Source organism: Coleofasciculus sp. F4-SAH-05 (assembly GCF_040222985.1).
Taxonomy (GTDB): Bacteria; Cyanobacteriota; Cyanobacteriia; order Cyanobacteriales; family Coleofasciculaceae; genus Coleofasciculus; species Coleofasciculus chthonoplastes.
The window spans coordinates 16,795-40,931 of sequence record NZ_JAVKBY010000015.1 but is presented as its reverse complement, the minus strand read 5'-3'; the positions used below and the strand labels follow the sequence as shown (position 1 = coordinate 40,931).

The following is a 24,137-nucleotide window of genomic DNA, read 5'->3' as shown; positions in this document are numbered from 1 at the left end:
AAGCCAATGACGAAATTGGTGTCAAGTAAAAATTTACTTCCATTCACTGCGTAGTCTGTGCTGAATTTCGACGGGATCTTCGTTGAGGTTGGGGGAGTCTTTCAAAATGCCTAAATAGCTAGAAAGCAATTGTGATCTAGGGGATGGGCGCAATTGAAATTTCTGGCGCAAAAACTCTGCAAATGCTAACACCATATTGGCTTGGTCTTCGGGCAAGGCTTTGACGAGTTCGTACACAGCTTCGGCGGTAGTCATTAGCGGGTGACTTGTATCGGGTGTTGCTTGGATAGGGTTATGAACCCATAACATTTATTCTATAGCATCAGAACCCGGATAGAATAGAATTGTCATAGATTTATACAAAAAAATAATGCTTCAATTTCTTTCAAAACCCGTCACGTTTGATCAGTTTATTTCCTGGTATACCGAAAATTCAGAAGCCCATTACGAACTGCACAACGGAGTCATTGTCGAAATGCCAAAAGCGACGGGAGATCATTCAGAAGTTGCTGGTTTCCTAGTGGCTGAATTCAATTTTGAAATTCGACGAGACCAAAAATCTTGGTTAATTCCCAAGGAGTGCATTGTTAAGTCTGAGAATGAGATGTCTGGGTACGAACCCGATGTCATTGTTTTAGATCGCAGCGCACTGGGTAGGGAACCTCGATGGAAAAAGGAGTCTATTATTACCTTAGGAACAACAGTTAGTTTAGCCGTCGAGGTTGTTTCAACCAACTGGAGAGATGATTACGGCTATAAACTGGTTGATTACGAAGCTTTATTAATTCCCGAATACTGGATTGTCGATTACTTGGGCTTGGGAGGAAGGCGCTATATCGGCAATCCCAAGCAACCAACCCTTTCCGTTTGTCAGTTAGTCGATGGCGAGTACCAAATTCGACAGTTTCGGGGAAGCGATCGCATCGAGTCTCTGGCTTTTCCCCAGTTAGATTTGACAGCAGAACAAGTTTTTGCCGCTCACAGATAAGATTCTTATGTACTAGAGCGTTAGTTTAGTAAGAGGATGTTTCACTTTTGTTGCACGGGAGAAGGGCAACCGGAATCTATTGCTCCCCTCTTGCTCCCCTCTTGCTCCCCTCTTGCTCCCCTCTCCCCGGCGTGGGAGAGGGGCTGGGGGAGAGGGGTTGAGCTTAAGTTGACACGGATGCACCTCAGTGCGCCCCTACACAATTTGCATATTGATTCGGTAACATTTCCTGAGGCACAGCCGCCACTAATTCAACCTCTCCTTGTTCATTTTTCACCCAACCCGTCGCTTCCACAAGATACTGCCTTTCAGTAGTAGATTCTCCCGCATTAGAAACAGGCTGTTTAGCTTGAGGCTGATTTTCCGATGCAGTTGCAGCAAAATCGCGCACATCAGATAACAGCGTTTGACCCCGAATCGGTGCAGTTGGATCACTCGGTACCCCTCCTCGCCCGGTAATGGTAAACACATTACCCTCAGCCGCCGCACAGGTTTTCACCACTTGGTTACTGGTATCGGCAAGTTGATCCGGTAGTTTCTCTAATCTTGCTGGGGGATTAATTCCGGGAATAATCCGAGTAAATTTACCCGGACGACCAAACCTAGAACTAACAGTAATATCATTGAGTGGCGTTGGTTGCTCTCGAAACGCAATAAAATAAAGTTGATTCGCGATAATAACAATAGCGCCCCCTCGACCAAAGAATGCGTTAGCAGCAATATCACTATTTTCACCAGGAAACGCCACAACAAATGGGGTACTTATCGTAATATTACCGCCATCACCATCAGCATTTGCTGTTCCTGCCGTGGCTGAAATCAAACTGCCTCGACGCATGAATACTAAATCATCAAAGGATAAGACAACATTACCCCCATCCTTACTGGCTGCCTCTGCCGAAATCTGACCATTATCCAGAATTAATTGACCGCCTTCAAGCTGGATATTGCCACCAGTACCTGTACCTTGACTATCCACGGAAATTACCGCACCATCGCTAATTTCAACCAATTCTGGATGAGCGATGAATATACTGCCACTCTTTCCAGCAGAAGCTGAGGCTGTACTTGCAAAGATACCTGTATTTTCACCCATAATGGTAATCACATTATCCACATTGATAATCGTGTCCCCTGCATCACCAGTTCCGACTGTATCAGTGCTAATTTGCGCTCCATCTTTCAAGATCAGAGTGTTTCCTGTTACCTCAATTAAACCGCCATCTCCTGATGAACCTTCGGCAGCATTAGAAAACAATCCAGTATCCTCACCAAAAAGTCGAATTGAATTAGCGTTGATGAAGATTTTGCCCGCATCTTCACTACTTTCAGTCAACGCTTCTAACTGGGCGCCGTTCGTGACAGATAGGGATGCGGCGTTAATCGTTAATGTGCCACCTGCCCCTGTTGCTTCCGCCAAGGTTCCGACAAACACACCACTAGGGTCAAACTCTCCACCTTTATTGCCATCAAATATAGCCGCCCCAGTTACATCAATAGTAATATTTCCGGCATTACTCCCAGTTTCTGCGTCTGATTGACCACTGGTACTGGCACTAATAAATCCACCATCCGTTACCGAAAGCTGATTCGTGTTAATCGTAATGTCGTTCCCTTGCCCCTTTGATGTTGGTGCAACCTCACTCAAAATACCACTAGGAATTGGAAAGTTTAGACCGAGTACAGCCCCCTTAATCTCAATTTCATCAGCATTAACATCAATTCGACCCGCATTACCCGATGCTACAGTTGTCGTTCTAATTTGTCCCCCATCTTCCAGCATCAGTTTACCCGTCTCGACTGAAACCCTCCCAGCATTGCCATTCCCTCGACGAATTCCCATGGGAAATAAGGCATCAGGCAAGGCAGGAAAATCAGATGCATCAGCAAAGAACGGACCGTTAGGGATACTCAAAAAAGGCAGTACCGCACTCACAATCCCACTAGGATTGTCGCCGGATGTTCCAATTAATTTAATTGATTCAGTGGCAATAACACTAACATTTCCAGCGTTTCCTACACCTGCTGTTGACGAAAAAATCTGGCTGCCATCCGTAGCCCTCAGTGTTCTTGTTGTGACAGCAACATCTCCAGCATTACCCCCTCTTACAAAAGAGGTTTCACTGGAAATCGTACTACCATTTTCTAGTGTAATGGAATCAGCCTCAACATTGACAGCACCTGCATTTCCAATACCTGATGTTGCTGTGTTGATTCGACTACTTTGTTTCAAACTCAAGGCAAGGGTAGAAATGTTTATAGCACCACCTTGTTCAGCACCAATGTAAAGCGTTTCAATTTCGTTGTTATTCATTAATTGAATCGTGGGAGCTGTGAGACTGATATCACCACCAATCCCATCAGTTTGAGTAAAACTCACGCCTTCAATCTTACTTGAATCATTAAAAAGAATTGACACACCACTATTCAGCGTTACATTACCGCCAACTAATCCCACGGATAGAATCTCACTGTTATCAGCAATAGAAAGCTCCCCACGAGCATCAATGGCAATCTCTCCCCCTAACTCAAACGTTGGCAATGGCGTTTCTAATTTATCTGCGGCTGTAATAATACTTTCAACCTGAATACTGCCATCGGGTAGCTCTAAATTCGGTCGATATTGATTCGTCAGTAAGACTAAGCCATTAGATTGGGCAATTTCAATTTTACCTACGCTGATATTAGAACCACTGATGGAAGGCGTTTCAAATGTAACCGAACCTGTAGGAATATCCGTTGGGCTGGGAATACCTGGAACTCCCGTAAATGGCGCTTGAGTCCAGTCAATTCCGGCTCTCACATCTAAGGTGGCTTGACTATCTCCATTGACACTAACTGATGTGCCATCAGATAACGTAACATTACTCAGGGCGCTGTAGGGTGTATTTGTTCCCGGAATTAATGTGTTATTGTTACTGTTAATTGTACTCGCCGTTAGACCCGTATTATTAATTATGAATGTGCCTAACTCAACACTTCCCCCGGCTAAAATATGTAGCGATGCACCCTCATAATTACCGAGTTTCACATCACCTGCAGCCAGGACAATGGGATCATCGGCTGCAAAACTATTCCCTGGAGTACCGTCGAGTTGTTCAACCGAAAATTGACCATTGGTAGCATAATGACCATCAAGTTGGATGTCATTAGCTGAACGCAGAGTCATATTGCCGTTAGAACTCAAGCCACTATTTGCATGGTTTAAGATAGACAGGGTTAACCCTTGATTTCCCTGGGCGACAAATTCACCCCCAGCCATTGCGATAAAGGGATTAGTCGCCGTATCTTGTATGGTTAACAGTTCTGAGGCTTTGAGTTTCAGATTGCTTCCGGCTGTTAATTGACCCCCTTCTAGGTCAATAGTTTGACCGATGAATGATAAATCTTGTCCGGCGGATAAGTTTCCTGTACTGGTAATTTCCCCAGTAGGGGGTAACCATTGAGAAATACCTAAAGGAGTTGTAACGGTTAGCAAGGGGGGCGAATCAGGATTTGTAGCGCTGAATGTATAACCATTGTTGAATACTACACCACCCGATGTGCTAGCCGCAAAAGAGCCAGGAACGTCTAGACTCGCATTGGGACCAAAAATCACACCATTGGGATTGAGTAAATACAGATTGGCGTCACCCAAAACGCCTAACGTCCCCAAAATATCTGAGTGATTGTTTCCGGTGACTCGACTGAAAATATCGGCAATACCACTCGGATTGGCAAAGTAAACCTGTTGCCCTTCATTGATATTAAACTGATCAAAGCTATGGAATAAAGTTGATCCTCGGCTTGCGCCACCATACAAGACCGTTGTTTTATTTACCTGCTTCGGGAATAAGCTTATATAGATTATTTATTGTAGCATAGAATTTAATTAACTAAAACACCGAATTAAGGTTTATTTCATAAAGACAGGTTTTGAGTAATCAGACTTACTCTCGTATGACAAAAAAGCATCTTTGTCATACCGAATCAGCTATATAGCGTTTTCATTTGAAATGTAAACAAGCAACCTTTGTCCAGTAAGACTCTTTGGTAGTCGGTAACGGTACACAGACAGATCCCCGACAACTCCTACGAAGTCGGGGATCTTGCTTAGAATACCGTTGCTTGAGGTGATGTTGTTTCCAAAAGGGGATACTCCCAGCACGATGGCGGCGTGACCACTACAGTTTCTAAGCGTTAAATATACGAGAAGCTGGTCGTAAAGGAAAGGTGTCCGGTATTAACCCCTTCTATCTTCATGATGTCTTCTCCATTCAAACTGATGATACTATCCGCGCCTTGTTGAGTCAGAACCAGATCGTTAAGGGCTATACCTAAGAGTCCAATTTGATCAGAACCGACATCATAGCCGCGCACAATATCTAAACCCGCGTTTTCTTCGAGTACATAAATGTCACTAGCGCCGAAATCTGGAAGGACAAGTTGTAGAAGTGGATTGTAATATGACCCGACAAGAAGATCTGCACCCAAGCCACCACGCAGTGTATCTGCACCCAAGCCACCCGAGAGAATATCATCACCACCATCACCGCGCATTAAATCAGTTCCCCAGTTACCAAACAACTGATCATCCCCTAAACCACCGATTAATAGATCATCACCGCCTTTACCCTTGATGATTTCTGAGAAAGAACTCCCCTCTATCGTATCGGCTCCATTGCGACCTAGAAGTTTTACGGTAGCATTCACAGGAGCCGTTACCGTAATCGAGGATAAGTCTAGATCTACCTGAATATTTTGGGAAGCAAAGCTCATGGTAGAACCCAAAATTTCTAGGTCTGTCACAAGATACCCTTTGTCCTGCAATGCATTGAGATCTAATGTTTCTAGCCTGGTTGTGGTGACGGGTGCGTCAATCACAATCTTTAAACTGCTTAAGGAATTTGCGGCTGGAGATAGAGTATCAAGTGCCGCTTGCAAATCATTTTGAGCAATGATCTGTGTTCCTGGAGTTAAATTTTCATCCGCAAAATATACGCCGTCCGTTTTGACTAAAATAATCACGTTATCGGCAAAATTTGGAGTGACTTGGGCATCGGTCACTGCAATCAGTTCAGTTTCGTTAGTGTTAGGATTCGTTAGCTGAAGCGCCCCATCCGTAAAAATATCAGCACCAGTATGACCTGTTGCCAGTAATTGATTATTAAAATCCACAATTTGCTGGGCAGCCGTAGGGTCAGTAGACGTATCTAGTGCTAAAAACGCATTCCACTCATCGGGAATTTGGGCGATTAGAGCTTTATTATCCCATTCAAAATAAAAAGCCGCGCTCCCCTCTGTTCCGTCAGGAAGGAAAGCCGAGTTGTTATAAGCCTGTCCACTGGCTATTAATGAGGCACAGTTTGCTGTAATGATTTGACCCGTAGTTGTGCTGATACAATAATCAAAATTCAGAACAGTCGTGAAACCCGGATCGAGTGGATCGTCAGTCTCCGGATCAAAAAGCTCAGAATAAAGTCGGAATTGCTCCCCATTGCCGAGTGTTGCCGTATATTGAACATAGGGAATCGTGCCATAATCAACGCTGTTATTATTCGAGGTGTTAGTGTCAAACGCATTATAACTACTAAATGCGGCTACACTCACTTCACTCCCAACGACATTCTTTTTTACGGCTACCAAAGGTGAACCAGCCGTTTTTTCAATCTTATTAACTGGGAGCCAACTTGTACCTTGAACCTGACCATTGTTGTATTCGGACAGTTCTGAATTTTCTCCTAATGAACCATAGAAATTGTTGGTTTGAACATAGTCACTACTCACGGTTGTATTGACTGTCAATTGTACGGATTCTCCCGACAAGAGTGTGGGAATGACAACTTCAACCGAGTCCGGATTGCCATCGCCACTCAAGCTTTGACCGTTGGCAGCGATATAGGGATCAATGATGCCGTCCTGATTGGGATCGTATGTATCTAAATCAATCGCATTGACGGGAAGGATTAATTCAGAGACGTTTAATTGCAAGTCTCCATTATCGGTGATCAAGACAGATTCAGCCGTCGCTGGACCATTGTTAGTGGCGGTCAATGTATATGAAAATTCTTCATCGGGAATCGCAATATTTTCTCCTTCTAATGTAGAGATAAATGACTTTTCGATCTCTAAATCAATTTCTTGTCGGTTGCCGAAATCAATGTCTGTTGCTGCTGTGCCGCTTGCAATGGTTATGGGTGCAGGATTCGTTGTTTTCTGTACCCAACCTGTTTGTTGAACTTCCCGGATGGTGTAATTTCCTGCACTTAAATTATCAAAGTTGTAATTACCATTAACATCAGTGGTGGTGCTGGTTTCACCTGCATCCAGAACCCCATCATTATCGCTATCAATAAAGATAGTCCAATTTTCTAATCCCGCTTCACCTGCATCTTTAACCCCATCGCCATCAGTGTCTTCAAATTTCTGTCCACTGATGGTTCCTAGTTCAAAGTTACCGAAGTAAACTGCTGTGGTATCTGTACCACTGGTAAGGTTAATGTCACTGGGATTGGTTGTGGTTTGTTGCCAACCTGTTTGTTGAACTTCGCGAATGGTATAGGTTCCAGCCGTTAAATCGGTGAAGCTGTAATTACCACTCGCATCAGTGGTGGTGCTGGTTTCTCCTGCATCGAGAACACCATCATTATCGCTATCAATAAAAATAGTCCAGCTAGCTAATCCAGCTTCACCTGCATCTTTAACCCCATCACCATCAATGTCTTCAAACTTCTGTCCACTGATGGTACCGAGTTGGAAGTTACCGAAGTCAACCTCTGTGGTGTCTGTACCACTGGTAATGTTAATCGCGCTGGGATTGGTTGTGGTTTGTTGCCAACCTGTTTGTTGAACTTCGCGAATGGTATAGGTTCCAGCCGTTAAATCGGTGAAGCTGTAATTACCATTAACATCAGTGGTGGTGCTGGTTTCACCTGCATCTTTAACTCCGTCATTATCGCTATCGATAAAGATAGTCCAACCAGCTAATCCCGCTTCACCTGCATCTTTAACTCCATCGCCATCAATGTCTTCAAACTTCTGTCCACTGATGCTACCGAATTCTTCAACATTACCGAAATCAACGCCTGTAACTGTCGTATTACTACCAATTGTGATTAGACTTGGATCAGTCGTTGTTTGAATAAGGTCTGTCGGGGTTATCTGACGAACAAAATAGTCACCTGCTAAAACATCAGTAAATGAGTATGAACCACCAACAGAAGTTGTTGTTGTGACCAACGAGTCTTTGGTTGGATCAAACGCACCTTCATTCGCCTCGAATATACCGTCACCATCATCTAAAAATAATTTAACCGTGACGTTATCTAAATTCGGATCAGCACCCGCTTCATCATCTCCATCGCCATTCAGATCCTCAAACACTCGACCTGAAATCGTCCCCTCCGGATCGATTCCCGCCACATCAGCAACGGCAAATTCCTCGAATCCTCCATCTGAACTAACCAACTTAGAAAAGAGATATACATAAGTACTGCCTGTTGCTCCAGAAAAAGCGGTTTCAGGAACGTAAATCGAGGCATCAAATGAACTCGTTCCTGGTGTTAAACCAGCATCAAGCAGTACTGAACTGTCTAAATCAAAAACAGCTTGTCCATTATTTAAGGCGCCAATCAGTGTCTGATTGCTTGGATCATAAGCACTCAATGTAGCCGAATTTCCCAGGAAGAGTCTAAACTCTTGTAGCGTAATCTCAGAGGCGCTATTCTTTTCATTCAGATCCAGGCGAACTTCGCGGAAGGTTTCTCCAGCAATCGTCACTTGTTGCAGTTCAGACAATTGGAGCGATCGCGCCGACTTTACATCGGGTTGACTAACCGCCGCATCGGTGTTGAAGCCTTCTTCATCCGGTTTTGCTCTCAGTTTTAGAAACGAGTCATTGGTTCCAGCACCCGATGCTAAATCAGCACGAACAATATAAGCACCATTGACAAATCCTGACTGATTTTGGGTTAAATCCAGAACCGAGTCGGTGAAAATATGGGTTTCAGCCGCTTCCCCAGTTTTCAAATCGGTAGCGGTTAACTGGAACGTTTCATTCGCCGAATCATCGGGATTAACATACCATTCGGTGACAATTGTCCCATTCTTTAGACCATCGAGATCTTTAGGACTTCCATCTTTCACTACCCAAGGATAGTGTCCTTTCCCTGAATCAGAGGGAGCAACAAGCACATCATCGGCTGTACCAAACTCACCATCAGCACCCGCTTCGAGATGTTGCACCTGCAATTTGACCACCGCACCTGGATCAAACCCTGTAGCAGTAATCGTCGCCGTTTCACCCGGTTGGTAATCTTGCTTATCCGTTTCGACTGTTGGTGTACTGGTTGTCTCTGCTTCAGCCACGTCAATCTGAAATAGCTGAGACACGTTCTTTATCAATGAGCCAGAAACAGCTAGCGGTTCTTGAAAATCTGGAACAATCCCAGATAGATAGTCTAAGCGAGAGTTTGATGACGTAAGCGGAGCAAGTTCACCTGTAGCCAACTTACTATCAGGAACCGCGTCTAGTTCTAGATGGCGTGGCTCAAAGAACGGCTTGACCTGAGATAAGAGAGAAAAAACTCGATTTAATCCAGGAGACAATAACCGAGGTGGAACTGTCTCAGTCAGCAATTCATATAGAGAAAGGAAGTCTAAATACTTAGTCGCAGTCATCATGTGAGGAACAATTAGCTCTGATCAACAACAGTGAGAATAAGCTGCACCTGATGGAAAGTGTCTCAATCAGTCTTGAAAAAGACACTACAGCCATTGCTTGGCAATGGTTTAAATGTTATCAATTTTAAACATTTTTTAGAATAGCTATACTTTTATATCGAAAATAGCTAGACATTAGCTCTCTCTCTCATAGTTCTCAGAACTCATTTCAAGTCACTAAATTTATCTTTTCAGCAGATATTAAACGTATGATAACCAAACAGGCTATCCATTGACATGAAGATTGTGTAAAGTTATGTCTAATTAATGTAACGAATTGATGAAGTTAGCTTTTCAGCCAACTTGAAACGGTATTGAAGCTGTCGTGTGTACTTTTTACGAATTCTGCCATGGGAGCAAACCTGTCCCCTGGATAAAATCGTAAAAGTTGGTAAAAGTTCGTGAAAATTCACCCTGACCTAGCTTTTATACCCAATCCGGGTTAACTACCCCCTTTATGAATAGGGACAAGGCAACAGGCAATAGGCTTTCATCGGCTAAGGGATCAAGAGGGTTCTAAAGGCGGATTGGGTATTACACAGAGATTGCGCTACTATCAATAAAAAATGAGAACGTATGAATCAGTGTAAGCCTCAGAAAGTCTGCATTGTCACGGGTGGTAACTCAGGTGTAGGTTTGATGACTGCTGTTGGGCTCGCCCAATTCGGTCATCATGTATTCATCGCCTGTCGCTGTGCAAGCAAAGCTGAGAAATCTGTCAATTATATTCGCGCCTCCACCGGAAATCCCAACGTTGAGTTTCTACCACTCGATTTAGCATCCCTTGATTCAGTTCGCACATTTGTGGAACTGTTTCAGGACAGACAGCTTCCGCTGCATTTGTTAGTGAATAATGCGGGTGTTTTCAATGCCAGAGGCACAACTCAAGAAGGATTTGAACTCATTTGGGGCATTAACTATTTGGGGCAGTTTCTACTGACAAATTTGCTACTGAAAACGCTTCAACATTCAGCCCCCAGTCGAATTATCATGGTTGCCTCGGATTTAGCATTGCGCCCCACGTCTATTAAATGGGAACGTTTTGTCAGGAAGACACCTTTAAATTTTATAGAACTGTATGCCGTATCAAAGCTGTGCTTATTGATATTGACTCAAGAACTGTCACGGCGCTTAGAGAATACCCACATAACTGTTAATGCAATTCATCCCGGATTTGTGCAATCTAATATAACCTTAGGGCATCGCTTAAGCAAGTATTTAGGCATCGGCATTTCGCCCCAAGACAGTGCTTCTGGGTTGCTAACTTGTGCAACATCTCCTGATTTTGCAGAGGTAACGGGTAAGTTTTTTGATTATCAGCAGAACGAAATCGAACTTCCTGATCTAGCCAAAGATACTGAACTAGCTCAACAGTTGTGGGAACAGAGTCGCTTGTGGACAGGCTGTCATCAAGACAATCCGAAAACCCCTGCCAAACCTGAGACGGCTGTTGGACTTTTAGAACCCTATTCGCTGGCATTTAGTCCCCCTGAACTCGGTTATCTTACCCAAACTATTGTTGAAAATATATTGCCTAACCCCCCGCTAAAAAACCAATTTTATCATTTTATTCACCTTTTATTTAATCTCAAAATTGGAGCAATCCTTCTACTTGTCAATCAACTCCGCAAGAAAGAGTTTTATATGGAAAGTCATCTTGATTCGGATGCTGTTTGGTCGATCTGCCAGGATGAAAATTTACGACAGAAGTTAAAAGAGTATTTGGGTGAAGATTTAGTGTTGTGGCGTTCTGGAATTTGGGTTAATATATCCTTCGCAACAACTGATTCCGTTTTGGCATCAAGATTCCTATCCTAATCTGCTTCAAGGAGAAGGCAAAACTATCAATGTTTATATTGCGCTAACCGAGGTTAATGAATGGAATGGGTTTGAGTACATCCCTAATCTTTAACTCACTCCGGATATCTCGGTTAAAATAAAAGACCCGTTTAGTGGCAATTGTTTGTTTAATTTGCCAGAAGACTTAGAACAGCAAGCCATTCCTGTGGTTTTGCGTCCTGGAGAATTTGTTTTATTTACCGATCAACTCATGCATCGTTCGATTCGCAATACCAGTGGTCGAGTTCGGCTAGCCCTCACCCTGCGGCTTACTCAACCCTCTGTTCATATCGTGTCAAGCTATAGTCCTATTTACAGTAAGCCTGTATTGTTGTAAGTTCTGCTAACATGAAATATAAGTACCTGGACATAAATTCTGTAGGCTGTACTAAGAAATATTAAGAATACTCAAATCCTTACTGTTGCCTGTTGCCTTTTCCCTGTTGCCTAATCTCAACCATTAATTTTAATGAAAGTCCGACTACTTAGGAAATTGGCTCTCCTGTATTTAGGCTAATAAGGAAACGCGGGTTTATTGAAAACATTTATTCAAGTTAGGAGGCATTTTCAATGTCATTTAAAAAGTTTCTGGTAATTGGCACAACGCTAGTCTTGGTAGGGGGTGGCGCTGCTTATCTCTACGCCAAAGGATTCTGGGGAGTCGCCGACACCCCAGCCGCTAGTGCTAAAGTTATTCCCGATGAAGCGGTGATGGCGGGCTTTATTTCTACTGACCCTCAATCCTGGATGAAGTTGCAGAAGTTTGGTACGCCTGAACTGCAAACATTAGTGAATCAGAGTCTGGAAAATTTACAAGCAGAAACCTTTAAGGATTCCCAAATTAGTTACGAGGAAGATTTGAAACCGTGGTTGGGGAATGTAATGGTCGCCGTTTTACCAACTACTTCTCCAGAAGCTGTGGACGACTCCAATCTGTTGACAGTTGTTACCATTAAAAATAAGTTTAGTCTGTTAAAGTTTGCCAACCAGTTGAAAACTGAGGAAAAACTGGGAAAAACTGAGGAAATTGACTATAACGGGTTGACGATTTTGGAGACAATTGACGAGGGGCAAACTTTCTATTCAGCGGTGTTGAGACAGCATTTGGTCATATCTGAAGACTTGAAACCTGTACAATTAGCGATTGACAGCTATAAGGGAGAACCATCTCTGGCTAGCGAAGGGAATATTGCCAAACTATTCTCCCAGGATATGAATCTGCTCAACCCCGTTGCTAAGTTTTATATTCCTGACTATACTGCCTTTGTGCAAGAGATGGTTGCTAATAATCCAGGAGTTGCCCCCTTACCTCCCGCCACCTTAGAACAATTACAAGCGTTTAAGTCCGTTAAAATGGGGGTAGGAATTGATGATGTAGGAATTCGCATGAAAACTATCGCCAATGTTGAACCTTCGGATATTCAAGTCGAATTTCAACCCAATCCCGGTCAAATTATCAGTCAATTTCCCGCTTCAACGATGATGCTGTTAACTGGAAATGGAATTAGTCAGGGATGGGAAATAATGAGCCAATCCGCCCAAACCGATCCCCAATTGCAGCAAGGACTCAACAGCCTCAGAAGTGCCGCTAATAGCATCAATTTAGATGTGGATCAGGATATCTTTGGCTGGATGGATGGGGAATTTGCCATCGGCGTAATTCCCTCTAGGGAAGGGATACTCGCCCCCATCGGCTTTGGTGGAGTGATTGTCTTTCAAACGAGCGATCGCGCCACCGCCCAAGCTACGTTAACTCAACTTGATACCCTCGCTCAACAAAATACTATTCAAGTTTCACCCACAACAGTTCAAGGACAATCGATTACCGAATGGACAATTCCGGGACAAGGAACCTGGTTAGGACATGGTTGGTTAGATCAAAATTCCCTGTTTATCGCCATTGGCGAACCGATGATTGAAACAATGCTGGCGAATCCTGAACCGTCTCTGGATCAGAGTGATTCGTTTATTAGAGTAACTGAAGCTTTACCTGAATCTAACAGTGGTTACTTTTATTTAGATATGGATAAAACGATGACAGTGGTGAATGGTTTTATCGAAAATACCACCCCAGACACACCAGAAGCTGACCCTGATACCCAAACGGCTTTAGCTATTTTAAATTCTGTGCAAGGGATCGGTGGAACTGTGACTCAAGACAACCCTTCTACTCATATTTTTGAAATGATTGTTACTTTTGAATCTAAGTAGAATGTCAACAGGGAGCAGGGGAAGCAATGTAGAGACGTGCCATGGCACGTCTCTACTTATTCAGCAGCCCCTAATTAGAGTTTTCGTCTTAACGGTGGTGAAATTCGACAACATTTTCTCGAATCACTACATCATAGTGACTATAGAAGTCTTGACCCAATAATCCCACGTCTAAATTTGCCCCACCGATCGCGACTTTTATATTCTGTTGAACTGCTTCTCCGACAGCGATAGATTTAACTTGACCAAGGGCAAATTTAACCCCCTTAGCACTGGCTGTATCGGCAGTAATTTCGCCCTCTGGAACTATACCCAGACGCTGCGCCATGACTTGAGTAATGACTGTACCACTTGCCCCTGTATCAACGACCATGTTAAAGGTCTGTTCGTCATTAAACGTTACTTCAATCACGGGGGTTTGACCAATTCGCTGCTTGATTGGCGCTTTAACGATTTTGGCAGTGTCTCTATTTCCCGGTAATGAGTTTTCGGATGTCACCGGATTTGCCCCATCCGCGTCTGAGGAATCTGGGGATTTCGTAACCGTTTTGGTGGCGACGCTTAGGGGTTCAGGATCAGGGAGACGAGGACGAGTCGCTTGTTGTTGGGCTATGTTAAGATTGCCTTGATATTCAGCGATTTTCGATTGCGCGATCGCATGAGTGGGACTAGACGATGACACTGATTCTAAAAGTGCGATCGCCTCTTGCCAACGGCTGATCACTAACTGCCAATCATCAACCGATTGAGCCGATTGACTAATCGTCGCCGCACTATAGGCAGCATCTAGCGCTTGTTTGTGACATCCTCCCACACCAAATTGGAAATTATGGTGTGGGCTTCCCAAAATCACTTTGGGGATTTCCTGGTTACTCCCCTTCGACTACGCGGTAGCTGAGCCTGTCGAAGCTCAGGGGGTTGCGCCACTTGCCTAGATTGGTTTTGGTTTGTACCAACCCCCGGTAGATCGGCTGCACAGGCAGTTTCCTTTCCCACAAGTCCTGCGGGACTAATTAGTTCTATTCCTCGGTTTCTGATTACTTGACCACTGGCGACATCCCTATCGGTTTGATAGCCGCAGTGAGGGCAATCATGTATCCGGACGCTCAGGTCTTTTTTGACTTCACCTTTACATTCAGGACACTCCTGAGAAGTGCCTCTGGCATCAACAACGGCAAAAAAGTTTCCTCGCTTCCAGCACACATACTGGGTGATGGTGCGGAATTGACCAAACCCCGCATCAAGCATCTGCTTACCCAACATCCCTTTGGCACTAACTCTATAGTCTAAATCTTCCATGAAAACCATATCGCCAGCATCACAAAGGGCGTGAGCTTGCTTGAAGTGAAAGTCTTTCCTGATGTTGTCAATGTGATGGTGAAGTCTAGCTACCTTGAGTCGTTGCTTCTCATAGTTTTTTGACCGCTTCTGTTTCCTAGACAGTCTACGTTGCAGCAATTTCAGCTTGTTTTGCAGCTTCCTAAAAAACTTAGGCGGTTTGACAACAACTCCATCGCTGGTCGCCAAAAACTTCTCTAGCCCCACATCTACCCCGATTGGGTGTCCATGAGGTTTTGGATCGGGGACACTGACATTGCACTGGATATTGATTGATGCATACCATTTATCGGCTTTGCGTATAATTCGCACCTGTTTAACCGTAAAGCCAGATGGAATAGGGCGGTGCAGGTTGATTGGGATTGTCCCCAATTTGGGCAGTTTGACGCTTCGGACTTCGGCGTGAGCGCGACTCGACTGAGCGCTCGCCGAACGTCTCAGTCGAACGCTTGCGAGAGCGTCAACACCGAGCGGAGTCGAGGTGTTGATATGGAGGTTCGTTACTGGATTTTCCTTAAACTGTGGAAACAGCAATGATTTGAACTGCCCAACCTTCTTAAACCTAGGAAAGCCAAACCCACGAGACATAAAATAGTCCCAGCCTTTATGCAGTTGCTTTATCGTCTGCTGAAGGACTTGAGAGGCAATTTCTTTTAACTTGGGGAATTCCTTCTTGGCTTTCGGCAAATTGTTAAGTTGCCTTACTTCACCGGGAAATGGGGTTTCTGCTGGGATGATGTACTCATACACCAGGGAGCATCTATCAATCAAACATTTGCGACTATTGCACCAATCTTTTATCTCCCTCAGTGCATAGTTGTATGCACGGCGGCAAATCTCCATCCACTCAATTAACCGTTGTTCAGTGGTGGCATCCGGATAGATTCGGTAGCGATAGTTAAAGGTCAGCATACCCCTATTATACAACATTTACTGGCTAACCGTGCAGCTTTAAATGTCAATTTAGAGTAACATTGAGTTACCTAAGTTGACCTTGGGGAGGCGTGTATCCCAGCGCTGAATCACAGATTACAGCGTGGGTCTTACGACCTCCCCAAACCCCTGTCGCGATAAAATTCGTCGGCAGTTGGCTGTGTCTGGGTTTCCGCCGATTCCGGAGGTGTCGAGGGTTGAGGGGAAACACTCGGCGTTGTCGAGGTAACAATGGGTTGAGAGGAATCCTCCAGACGCCCTGAGGACTCCAAACGGCTACAAGCCCATGTGGTTAAGGCTAAGGTGCCAGAAATAAAGAGAATGACGACGCGATCGCAAGATGACATAGGCTCAAAAAGCTCTTGAGCGATTTATTTTTATTATGACGAATGATTTAGCCCTTACCAATTATCTTATGATGGCTAAAAAATCAAGATCAATTTTGCTGATCCGAAGGCAGATGACAACTGATCTTGCTCAGGCGGTGGGCAATCCACGATTATAAAAGTCACCTTGATAAATAAGGTACGCCGGGACTCGACGAAACCCAAGCAGTTAACTCTGTTTGAAACGCAAGAGCCCTGAATTAACAGGGTAATAAGGAGATAACACAGCACCCCTTGAGGTTGACGCTGTGTGCCTAGGAACCCGTTTATCGGGATATATGGAGCGAAATCTCCATAGAATCTCCCTTCTTCCAGAAGGGAGAGTGTCAAACTCTAATAACCTCCATCCTATTGATTACCATTTGGTGTAGGTGGCATTACGGTGAAGGCGGTTAGCATTTCAACCATCACGGTGAAATCGACCCCCAGTAATGCTTATTTCCCTTCAAATTTCCTCATAGCTTCCTTCCCCCAGACTGATCCAGTCGGGGGATTTTTACGATCGCCACCCAAAGTCCTCGCCAGTTTTTCCGTTGTCATGGGATAATAACGCCTCAGTTAAGCGTTCAAGCTATCCTACTCTTAGAATAAACATCAACCATCAACAAAAAACTGCTTATGCCTATTTCAGGGGCTACACCAGCGCTTCTGGTACTGGCGGATGGAACATCCTACCAGGGTTGGTCTTTCGGCGCTTCAGGTACGGCGATTGGAGAAGTTGTCTTTAATACCGCCATGACGGGGTATCAAGAAGTGGCAACCGATCCCAGCTACTGTGGTCAGATTGTCACCTTTACCTATCCCGAACTGGGAAACACAGGGGTTAATCCAGAGGATGAAGAATCCGCCCATCCTCAGATCCGGGGTGCGATCGCCCGAAACATTTGTTGGCGTCCCAGTAATTGGCGCTCAACCCAGTCGTTGCCCGACTACCTCAAGGAACACAAGATTCCCGGAATTTACGGCATTGATACCAGGGCGCTGACTCGCAAACTGCGCTCAACCGGGGCGATGAATGGCGGTATTTCCACAGAAATTCTTGATCCCGGCGAATTGCTGCAACAAGTGCAAGCCGCGCCGAATATGGCAGGGTTAAATCTGGTGCAGGAAGTGACCACCAAAGCGGTTTACGAGTGGTCTGAAAAGACGGATAATCATTGGGAGTTTCGTCCCTCGGCGGAATCGGCGGCGGGTGAATCCTTTACGGTAGTGGCAATCGATTTTGGCATCAAACGCAACATTCTGCGGCGTTTAGCCAGCTACGGATGTCGCGTGATTGTGGTGCCTGCAGATACATCCCCCGAAGACATTCTTAAGTACAACCCCGATGGGATTTTCCTCTCCAACGGACCGGGTGATCCAGCGGCGGTGAGGGACGGGATTGAAACGACCAAAGCCTTGTTAGAACACCGAAAACCCCTGTTTGGCATCTGCATGGGACACCAGATATTGGGTCTTTCCATGGGTGCTGAAACCTTTAAGCTAAAATTTGGACATCGTGGGTTAAATCACCCGGCTGGGTTAAAGCAACGGGTAGAAATTACTAGCCAAAACCATGGATTTGCTATCAATTCTGAGTCCTTAGGGGCGGATGTGGAAATTACGCACCTCAACCTAAATGACCGGACTGTGGCAGGATTGCGTCATAAGACGCTACCATTTTTCTCGGTGCAATACCATCCAGAAGCGAGTCCGGGTCCTCATGATGCCGACTACTTGTTTGATCGGTTTGTCGAATCCATGCGATCGCACAAAGCCCCTACTTGAAGAAGGTAGAAGGCAAGGGGGATAAGGTGGGTTATTTCCACGCCCACCCCGCTCTATGTGGATGATCCGTAAACTTCTCGCTATACTATCGAATAGCTTAATCGCTGATAAATCACCAACCCATGTTGAATCATTTAGTGTAAGTGTAAGTACAGCTAGGAGGGTGTTATTCCTGAGCAACTCAACCTGACAGTCAGCTTAAGAGGGACTCGTGAGGTCAAAAGTAATTATCAACTTTTCCGTCTGACTGGATTGTTAGATGCCTTCTCAGAACCAACGTTTGGGAAGGTGATTGGTAAATGTGTCGATGAGGGACCGAAAAATATTATTTTGGATCTCTCAAAGATCGATTTCGTGGATAGTTCAGGCTTAGGCGCTTTAGTGCGTATAGCGAAAAAGGCTCAAACGGCTGAGGGAAAATTGCAAATTGTCACCAATGCCCGTGTGACTCAAACGGTGAAGCTAGTGCGTCTAGAAAAATTTCTCTCACTTCAACCATCGGTTGACGAAGCCTTGGATAACGTCAAAAAATAATTGAACACAGGAAAACTGTGGTACTCATCCCCTGACAGTCTGGCAGGGGATTTCCCGTTATTTGGTCTATGCCTTCTACCTCTGTCCTCTGCCTTTGATAAAATAGTGGCGGGCATTCATACTGCCCTTCATTTCGTCTGAGTTACATGGAGCAGCAGGAAGAAACGGCAAACAGCACAGACAATAACTCAGCCCTCTCTGGGACAGAAGCCCGATTTCGGCAATTGAACGCTGCTGCCGATCCCCAATGCCAAATCCAACAGATTTCTCCAGGGGCGTTGGCGTATCTGGGAGATGCTGTGTATGAACTCTATATCCGCAGTCACTATTTACTTCCCCCTAAACGTCTATGTGATTATCATGATCAAGTCGTGGCTCAAGTCCGCGCCGAAAGTCAAGCGAATACGCTGCGATCGCTCGAACCTTATCTAACTGAACCCGAATTGGCACTATTGCGACGTGGACGGAATGCGGCGACTGGAACGTCACGACGCCTCAATCGCAAAATCTATCAACAAGCCACCAGCTTAGAAACATTACTGGGATATCTGTATCTGACTGATCCCCAACGCCTGACTCAGTTATTGGCTTATTTGGAACTCGATTCCCCTTAAATCATCAGCACACTTTAATTAAATTATGGCTAATCAAGATCGCCGCTCTCACACCTCTAGCAAGCCAAAGCGAGGGAAGTTTCAACGTGACCCACGCCGTCCCTCGTCTAAAGGTAAATTCTCCAGGGATCAACGCTCCCCGGATAAACCTGTTCTAAAACGTCGCTCTGATTCCCAACCGTCGCCGCCAGAACCAACGGAATCTGAGTCCACTTTGTCAGAAGATGTTGACTTACTCTACGGACGTCACCCTGTCCTAGCCGCCCTGGAAAATCAACGTCAGCTTAATCGGGTGTGGATTCTACCGCAGTTACGCTACGATCACCGCTTTCACTCATTACTGCTGCAAGCTAAAGCCAATGGTACAGTGATTGATGAAGTCGATTCGCGACGCCTCAGCCAAGTTACTCAAGGGGCTAATCATCAAGGTGTGGCGGCTCAAGTAGCACCTTACTCTTACAAAGAATTAGGGGATTTAATTGAAGCTGCCAAATCCACCAGCCAATACCCTGTGATCGTCGTTTGTGATGGGATTACTGATCCCCACAATTTAGGTGCTATTATTCGTACTGCGGAAGCCTTGGGCGCTCAAGGTTTAGTGATTCCCCAACGACGAGCCGTAGGCGTTACCTCAACCGTGCTGAAAGTAGCAGCAGGCGCATTAGAAACCTTGCCGATTGCCAGAGTGGTCAATCTGAGTCGTGCATTGGAGGAACTGAAAACCGCTGGATTTTGGATTTATGGAACTTGTGCTAACGCTGGTAAACTACTACACACTGTTGACTTAAGCGGTTCGATAGTATTAGTTATTGGTTCAGAAGGTAGTGGTCTAAGTCTCTTGACTCAACGCTGCTGTGATGTATTGGTTTCGATTCCCCTGTATGGCAAGACTCCTAGCCTCAACGCTTCTGTTGCCGCCGCCATGACGTTGTATGAAACCTATCGTCAGCGTTGGGTCAATCCCCTGTATTTTGATGATCTCAGCAAAAATTCTTGGAAAAAGGAAACGTAAAGTAGTATAACAAAATGTAAACAACTGGAAATTAACAAGACCACATAGCATCCCATCGACTAGGTAAAGAGCATGAAAGAACTTTTGATTAACAGTCTCCAATTTTTAGGTTTGGCGTTTTGGGTAGAAATTGTCACAGATGATCCCCAATGCACCTACTATTTCGGTCCGTTCTCCAGCAAACAGGAAGCCGAATCCGCTCAAGGCGGATATATTGAAGATTTAGAAAATGAAGGCGCTCAACGGATTTCTGTAAATGTCATGCGCTGCAAACCGACTAACCTGACGATTTTTGATGAAGAATCAGAAGAATTAAGGGTTAGTGCGAAAATACCAGTGTTCAGTGGAAACCTTTCCTAGAACGTCTTGCTGGATGTCGGGAGTTGGGGATCTGGGGGAGCTGGGGGAGAAAAAAATTATATCCGCTATATACCCAGTCACTTTTTTAGCGTTCTGTCATCCCTTGAGATCAACAACTTGAGGGTGGCGTTGAATCCAATCATCAATATCACGGAGTACCTGATTGGGAATTTCCCACGGAAACAGGTGAGCTGTATGAGGATAACAACGCCACTCAGATTCTTGTAGGTGTTGAGCCGTTTCTTGACTTGATTGAGCGGTAATGTGGCGATCCGCTTCTCCTGCTAATACCAGACAGGGACATTGAATTTGTTCTAGGTCAGCCAGTCTATTGTATCTCGCTTTCAATGCTTGGTTAAGGGCATCAGTCGCCACCTTAGAGGTTTGGAGATAAGCGGATAAGGCTTCCTGTGCCAAATACTGGTAAGCCGTTGCACTATGGTTTTGGATGAGATAGCGATAGAGCGATCGCACCCCAAAGGTTTCAATGTTCCACCGCCATCCTGGAGAGATGCGATTCAACACAGAAGCGATCCCGGTATAGAGATTATCCTGCCACGCGATCGCAGGATGATTTCCTCTAGGTCGTGCGGCTGTGGCAATCAAAATTAAACCACTCACTCGTTCAGGTAGCCTTAGCGCTAATTCCATGGCGAGAATTCCCCCTAGAGACCAGCCGAGTACCAAACAACGATTGATCGACAAACGATTAAGCAAATCCTCCAAATCTATTAGGTGGTCACTCATTTGAAAACCTTCTACTGTACGACTGCGACCATATCCTCGCAAGTCAGGAGACAGGGTTTGAAAGCGTTGAGAGAGGTGGTCGGTAAAAACCGACATACAACGCCCCGATCCCGGATGACCGTGCAAGCAGATAATCGGAAAGCCTTGACCTTGGTAGTAAACATTAAGTTGAACAGGTTGCAAGATTCTACCTATCGACAACTTGTTAAACTCCTCCCTAAATGTTCTTGACAAATCCGTAAAAATGTTGTTTACGATCAGCCTTGTGGCGGAGTTCGAGGCATGGCTAATGACTTTAGAAGAACAGTGGACACCGGAAATCGCGGCTTGTCTTCAGGGTAAATTCCCGGATTAGCGCAGCTAGTGCAGTGCGGCGGAGCAGGGGAGCAGAGGAGCAGAGGAGCAGAGGAGCAGAGGAGTCAAAATTCAACACTTAGTCAAGTTTTGCGGAAGGAACGAATCGCCAGAATAACCAGTGTTATCAGAGTTAAGGGCATCACAAACAGGAGCATGATCTCACTAAATTCTTCCAACGCATCATGTTCAGTAGCGTTAAGAAACAAATACAGCGTATAAGCAACATAGTATGCCAGAAATAGAATGCCCTCCCAGCGATCAATCCGATAACCCGTAAAGAAAATGGGTAGGCAAGCGACGGCGACAGCAATCATGACCGGAATGTCAAAGTGTAAAGCCGGGATTGATAAAGCAATGCCATCAGGGGCAACAATACTACACACTCCCAACACCAATAGGAGATTAAAAATATTACTGCCAACTGCATTACCAACGGCAATATCCCGTTCTCCTCGAATACCTGCTGCAATGGATGTGGCAATTTCGGGTAGTGAAGTTCCCGCAGCAACAATGGTTAAGCCAATAATCAATTCGCTGATTCCAAACGCTTCGGCGACATCTACAGAACCCTTAATCAGGTAGTTTGACCCCACTACCAACATTGCTATACCGACAATAATTAATCCTAGGTTGAGTAAGATCTGATCTATCCCTCGACGAGAGCGCTGATTATTGCTTTCTGAAGACTGTTCTTGGGCTTGGCTTTCTCGACGTCCTTGGTAAAGGGTAAATACAGTGTAAGCGATCGCTCCCATCACCAAGAAAATCCCATCCCCCCGACTCAGTTTACCATCCCACCCCATTAACCATACCAGGAATGATAGTCCAGTCATTAAAGGCGCATCAAGTCGCACCAATTGTCGCGAGACAATCAGGGGAGCAACGGCGGCAGAACTACCCAGAATCAGTAATATATTGGCAATATTGCTACCGACAACGTTACCAATGGCAATATCAGCTTGTCCAGCATAGCTAGATTGTACAGATACAGCTAATTCCGGAGCGCTAGTGCCATAAGCAACCACTGTTAATCCGACAACTAGGGGTGAAAGTCCAGCCACTACAGCTAATTGGGATGCTCCCCGTACCAGAATTTCGGCTCCGCCGATCAACAAAACAAAGCCGCTAATCAATAATAATATAGTGATGACATCCATCAAGGTTTATCCGGTGTGGGAACAGATCACAGAGTATGGGTTGATGACGTTAATGTCAAAGTTAGGGTCAGGTAACCATGCCTCTACCAGTCAGAATAACTCAGAATTAGACTTCCTTTGGGAAAAGCTATTCTAGAATTCAATGATTGTTGGCTAAATTTTTATGATCAATAAATTGGTTCAAAATTATCTTTATGAGTAAACCGAATAGAAAAAAATGAAGGACTAATTCCAATAATCTTCACCACTTAACTTGTCAGCCAAAATTTATCCCCAAGTATTTGTGGCAAGTTTTGACTCAAAAAAATTATTGTAACATTTCCCACCTGTTGCCTGTTGCCTGTTGCCTGTTGCCTGTTGCCTGTTGCCTGTTGCCTGTTGCCTATTCCCTATTCCCTCAATAACTTCTGCGCCGCCCGCAAAATTTGACCCGCTAGAATTGCCGCACCAAAACCGTTATCAATATTCACGACACCTACTCCTGGCGCACAAGAATTAAGCATGGTTAAAAGAGGAGCGAGTCCGCCAAAACTGGCACCGTAGCCGATACTTGTGGGTACGGCAATAACTGGAGAATCAGCTAAACCCGCAACAACGCTAGGTAACGCTCCTTCCATCCCGGCTACGACAATCAGCACATTTGCTTCAGCAATGACCTGTTGATGACTCAGCAAGCGGTGAAGTCCCGCTACACCCACATCCGACAGACGCTGTACCTGAAACCCACACAGTTGAGCCGTAACTGCTGCTTCTTCAGCCACCCATAAGTCAGAGGTTCCCGCACAAATAATCCCTATCATTCCTGGACAATTGGATGGAATAGTTTCGGGCGCGATCGCACAAATCCGGGCAGTCGGATAATAGTGGATATCTGGAACTGTGACTTGGAGTTGGGCAAACACATCAGGCTCAATGCGAGTTGCCATCACCACTGAACCGCGTTGTCGCATTGCTGCCATAATTTGAGCAATTTGGTCAGGTGTTTTACCTAAACCCCAAATGACCTCTGGAAAACCTGTTCTCAAGGTGCGGTGATGGTCAATTTTAGCAAAGTTACTAACGGACTCAAAGGTAAAATGTTTCAGTTTATCTAAAGCAACTGCCGGACTCGTTTCGCCAGCAGCTACTGATTCGAGCAAAGTCTTTATGGCTTGAGGTTGAGTCATGATTTATTCAACTATTAAAGTATTATTA

At 45.0% G+C, this 24,137-nt stretch carries 19 protein-coding genes; 10 read left to right on the top strand and 9 right to left on the bottom strand.

Going from position 1 to position 24,137, the window contains the following annotated elements:
- Window positions 1-33 precede the first annotated feature (33 nt).
- The gene (locus RIG27_RS01555) at window positions 34-255 is read right to left on the bottom strand and encodes a DUF2281 domain-containing protein (RefSeq protein ID WP_446341795.1); all 222 of its coding nucleotides are present in this window, start codon (window positions 253-255) and stop codon (window positions 34-36) included.
- 115 nt (window positions 256-370) lie between these two features.
- On the opposite strand from RIG27_RS01555, the gene RIG27_RS01550 reads away from it, so the two are divergent.
- On the top strand, window positions 371-988 hold the full coding sequence (locus RIG27_RS01550) for a Uma2 family endonuclease (protein ID WP_446341794.1): 618 nt from the start codon (window positions 371-373) through the stop codon (window positions 986-988).
- A 184-nt stretch (window positions 989-1,172) separates the two neighbouring features.
- Here the strand turns inward: RIG27_RS01550 and RIG27_RS01545 are convergent, their stop codons facing one another.
- Together RIG27_RS01545 and RIG27_RS01540 are read right to left on the bottom strand one after the other, a co-directional pair.
- Window positions 1,173-4,829, bottom strand: a complete 3,657-nt coding sequence (locus RIG27_RS01545) for a two-partner secretion domain-containing protein (protein ID WP_446341809.1) — start codon at window positions 4,827-4,829, stop codon at window positions 1,173-1,175.
- Between the two features lie 338 nt (window positions 4,830-5,167).
- Window positions 5,168-9,649: an SdrD B-like domain-containing protein gene (locus tag RIG27_RS01540; RefSeq protein WP_446341792.1), complete on the bottom strand. Its 4,482-nt coding sequence runs from the start codon at window positions 9,647-9,649 to the stop codon at window positions 5,168-5,170.
- Between the two features lie 678 nt (window positions 9,650-10,327).
- On the opposite strand from RIG27_RS01540, the gene RIG27_RS01535 reads away from it, so the two are divergent.
- From RIG27_RS01535 to RIG27_RS01525, 3 genes are all read left to right on the top strand, one after another.
- Complete coding sequence (locus RIG27_RS01535; RefSeq protein WP_446341790.1) at window positions 10,328-11,506, top strand: SDR family NAD(P)-dependent oxidoreductase; 1,179 nt, start codon at window positions 10,328-10,330, stop codon at window positions 11,504-11,506.
- 145 nt (window positions 11,507-11,651) lie between these two features.
- On the top strand, window positions 11,652-11,864 hold the full coding sequence (locus RIG27_RS01530; protein ID WP_446341788.1) for a phytanoyl-CoA dioxygenase family protein: 213 nt from the start codon (window positions 11,652-11,654) through the stop codon (window positions 11,862-11,864).
- A gap of 233 nt (window positions 11,865-12,097) precedes the next feature.
- Window positions 12,098-13,738 carry a DUF3352 domain-containing protein gene (locus tag RIG27_RS01525; protein ID WP_446341786.1) on the top strand — a complete coding sequence of 547 codons (1,641 nt, stop codon included), beginning with the start codon at window positions 12,098-12,100 and terminating at the stop codon, window positions 13,736-13,738.
- Between the two features lie 88 nt (window positions 13,739-13,826).
- Here the strand turns inward: RIG27_RS01525 and RIG27_RS01520 are convergent, their stop codons facing one another.
- The 3 genes from RIG27_RS01520 to RIG27_RS01510 form a co-directional block, all read right to left on the bottom strand.
- Window positions 13,827-14,585: a retropepsin-like aspartic protease family protein gene (locus RIG27_RS01520; protein ID WP_446341784.1), complete on the bottom strand. Its 759-nt coding sequence runs from the start codon at window positions 14,583-14,585 to the stop codon at window positions 13,827-13,829.
- A 2-nt stretch (window positions 14,586-14,587) separates the two neighbouring features.
- The gene (locus RIG27_RS01515) at window positions 14,588-15,988 is read right to left on the bottom strand and encodes an RNA-guided endonuclease InsQ/TnpB family protein (protein WP_446341782.1); all 1,401 of its coding nucleotides are present in this window, start codon (window positions 15,986-15,988) and stop codon (window positions 14,588-14,590) included.
- Between the two features lie 131 nt (window positions 15,989-16,119).
- Window positions 16,120-16,356 (bottom strand): hypothetical protein, encoded by a 237-nt coding sequence (locus tag RIG27_RS01510; RefSeq protein WP_446341781.1) that lies wholly within the window; start codon window positions 16,354-16,356, stop codon window positions 16,120-16,122.
- A gap of 657 nt (window positions 16,357-17,013) precedes the next feature.
- Here RIG27_RS01510 and carA point away from each other — a divergent pair.
- The 5 genes from carA (at window position 17,014) to RIG27_RS01485 (ending at window position 20,682) form a co-directional block, all read left to right on the top strand.
- Window positions 17,014-18,162 carry a glutamine-hydrolyzing carbamoyl-phosphate synthase small subunit gene (gene carA / locus RIG27_RS01505; RefSeq protein WP_446341779.1) on the top strand — a complete coding sequence of 383 codons (1,149 nt, stop codon included), beginning with the start codon at window positions 17,014-17,016 and terminating at the stop codon, window positions 18,160-18,162.
- Window positions 18,163-18,330: 168 nt separating this feature from the next.
- Entirely contained in the window at window positions 18,331-18,696 is a 366-nt protein-coding gene (locus RIG27_RS01500; RefSeq protein ID WP_071777234.1) for an STAS domain-containing protein, read from the top strand.
- 146 nt (window positions 18,697-18,842) lie between these two features.
- Window positions 18,843-19,310 (top strand): Mini-ribonuclease 3, encoded by a 468-nt coding sequence (locus tag RIG27_RS01495; protein WP_446341777.1) that lies wholly within the window; start codon window positions 18,843-18,845, stop codon window positions 19,308-19,310.
- Window positions 19,311-19,335: 25 nt separating this feature from the next.
- The gene (gene rlmB, locus RIG27_RS01490) at window positions 19,336-20,322 is read left to right on the top strand and encodes a 23S rRNA (guanosine(2251)-2'-O)-methyltransferase RlmB (protein ID WP_446341775.1); all 987 of its coding nucleotides are present in this window, start codon (window positions 19,336-19,338) and stop codon (window positions 20,320-20,322) included.
- 72 nt (window positions 20,323-20,394) lie between these two features.
- Window positions 20,395-20,682, top strand: coding sequence for a DUF1816 domain-containing protein (locus tag RIG27_RS01485; protein WP_446340819.1), 288 nt, complete (start codon window positions 20,395-20,397; stop codon window positions 20,680-20,682).
- Between the two features lie 96 nt (window positions 20,683-20,778).
- Here RIG27_RS01485 and RIG27_RS01480 read toward each other — a convergent pair whose 3' ends face one another.
- Window positions 20,779-21,612 (bottom strand): alpha/beta fold hydrolase, encoded by an 834-nt coding sequence (locus tag RIG27_RS01480; protein ID WP_446340818.1) that lies wholly within the window; start codon window positions 21,610-21,612, stop codon window positions 20,779-20,781.
- A 254-nt stretch (window positions 21,613-21,866) separates the two neighbouring features.
- Complete coding sequence (locus RIG27_RS01475) at window positions 21,867-22,943, bottom strand: calcium/sodium antiporter (protein ID WP_446341772.1); 1,077 nt, start codon at window positions 22,941-22,943, stop codon at window positions 21,867-21,869.
- On the opposite strand from RIG27_RS01475, the gene RIG27_RS01470 reads away from it, so the two are divergent.
- Window positions 22,933-23,079 carry a hypothetical protein gene (locus RIG27_RS01470; RefSeq protein WP_446341770.1) on the top strand — a complete coding sequence of 49 codons (147 nt, stop codon included), beginning with the start codon at window positions 22,933-22,935 and terminating at the stop codon, window positions 23,077-23,079. The genes RIG27_RS01475 and RIG27_RS01470 overlap by 11 nt on opposite strands.
- 253 nt (window positions 23,080-23,332) lie before the next feature.
- Here RIG27_RS01470 and larB read toward each other — a convergent pair whose 3' ends face one another.
- Complete coding sequence (larB, locus tag RIG27_RS01465; protein WP_446341768.1) at window positions 23,333-24,109, bottom strand: nickel pincer cofactor biosynthesis protein LarB; 777 nt, start codon at window positions 24,107-24,109, stop codon at window positions 23,333-23,335.
- Window positions 24,110-24,137 lie beyond the last annotated feature (28 nt).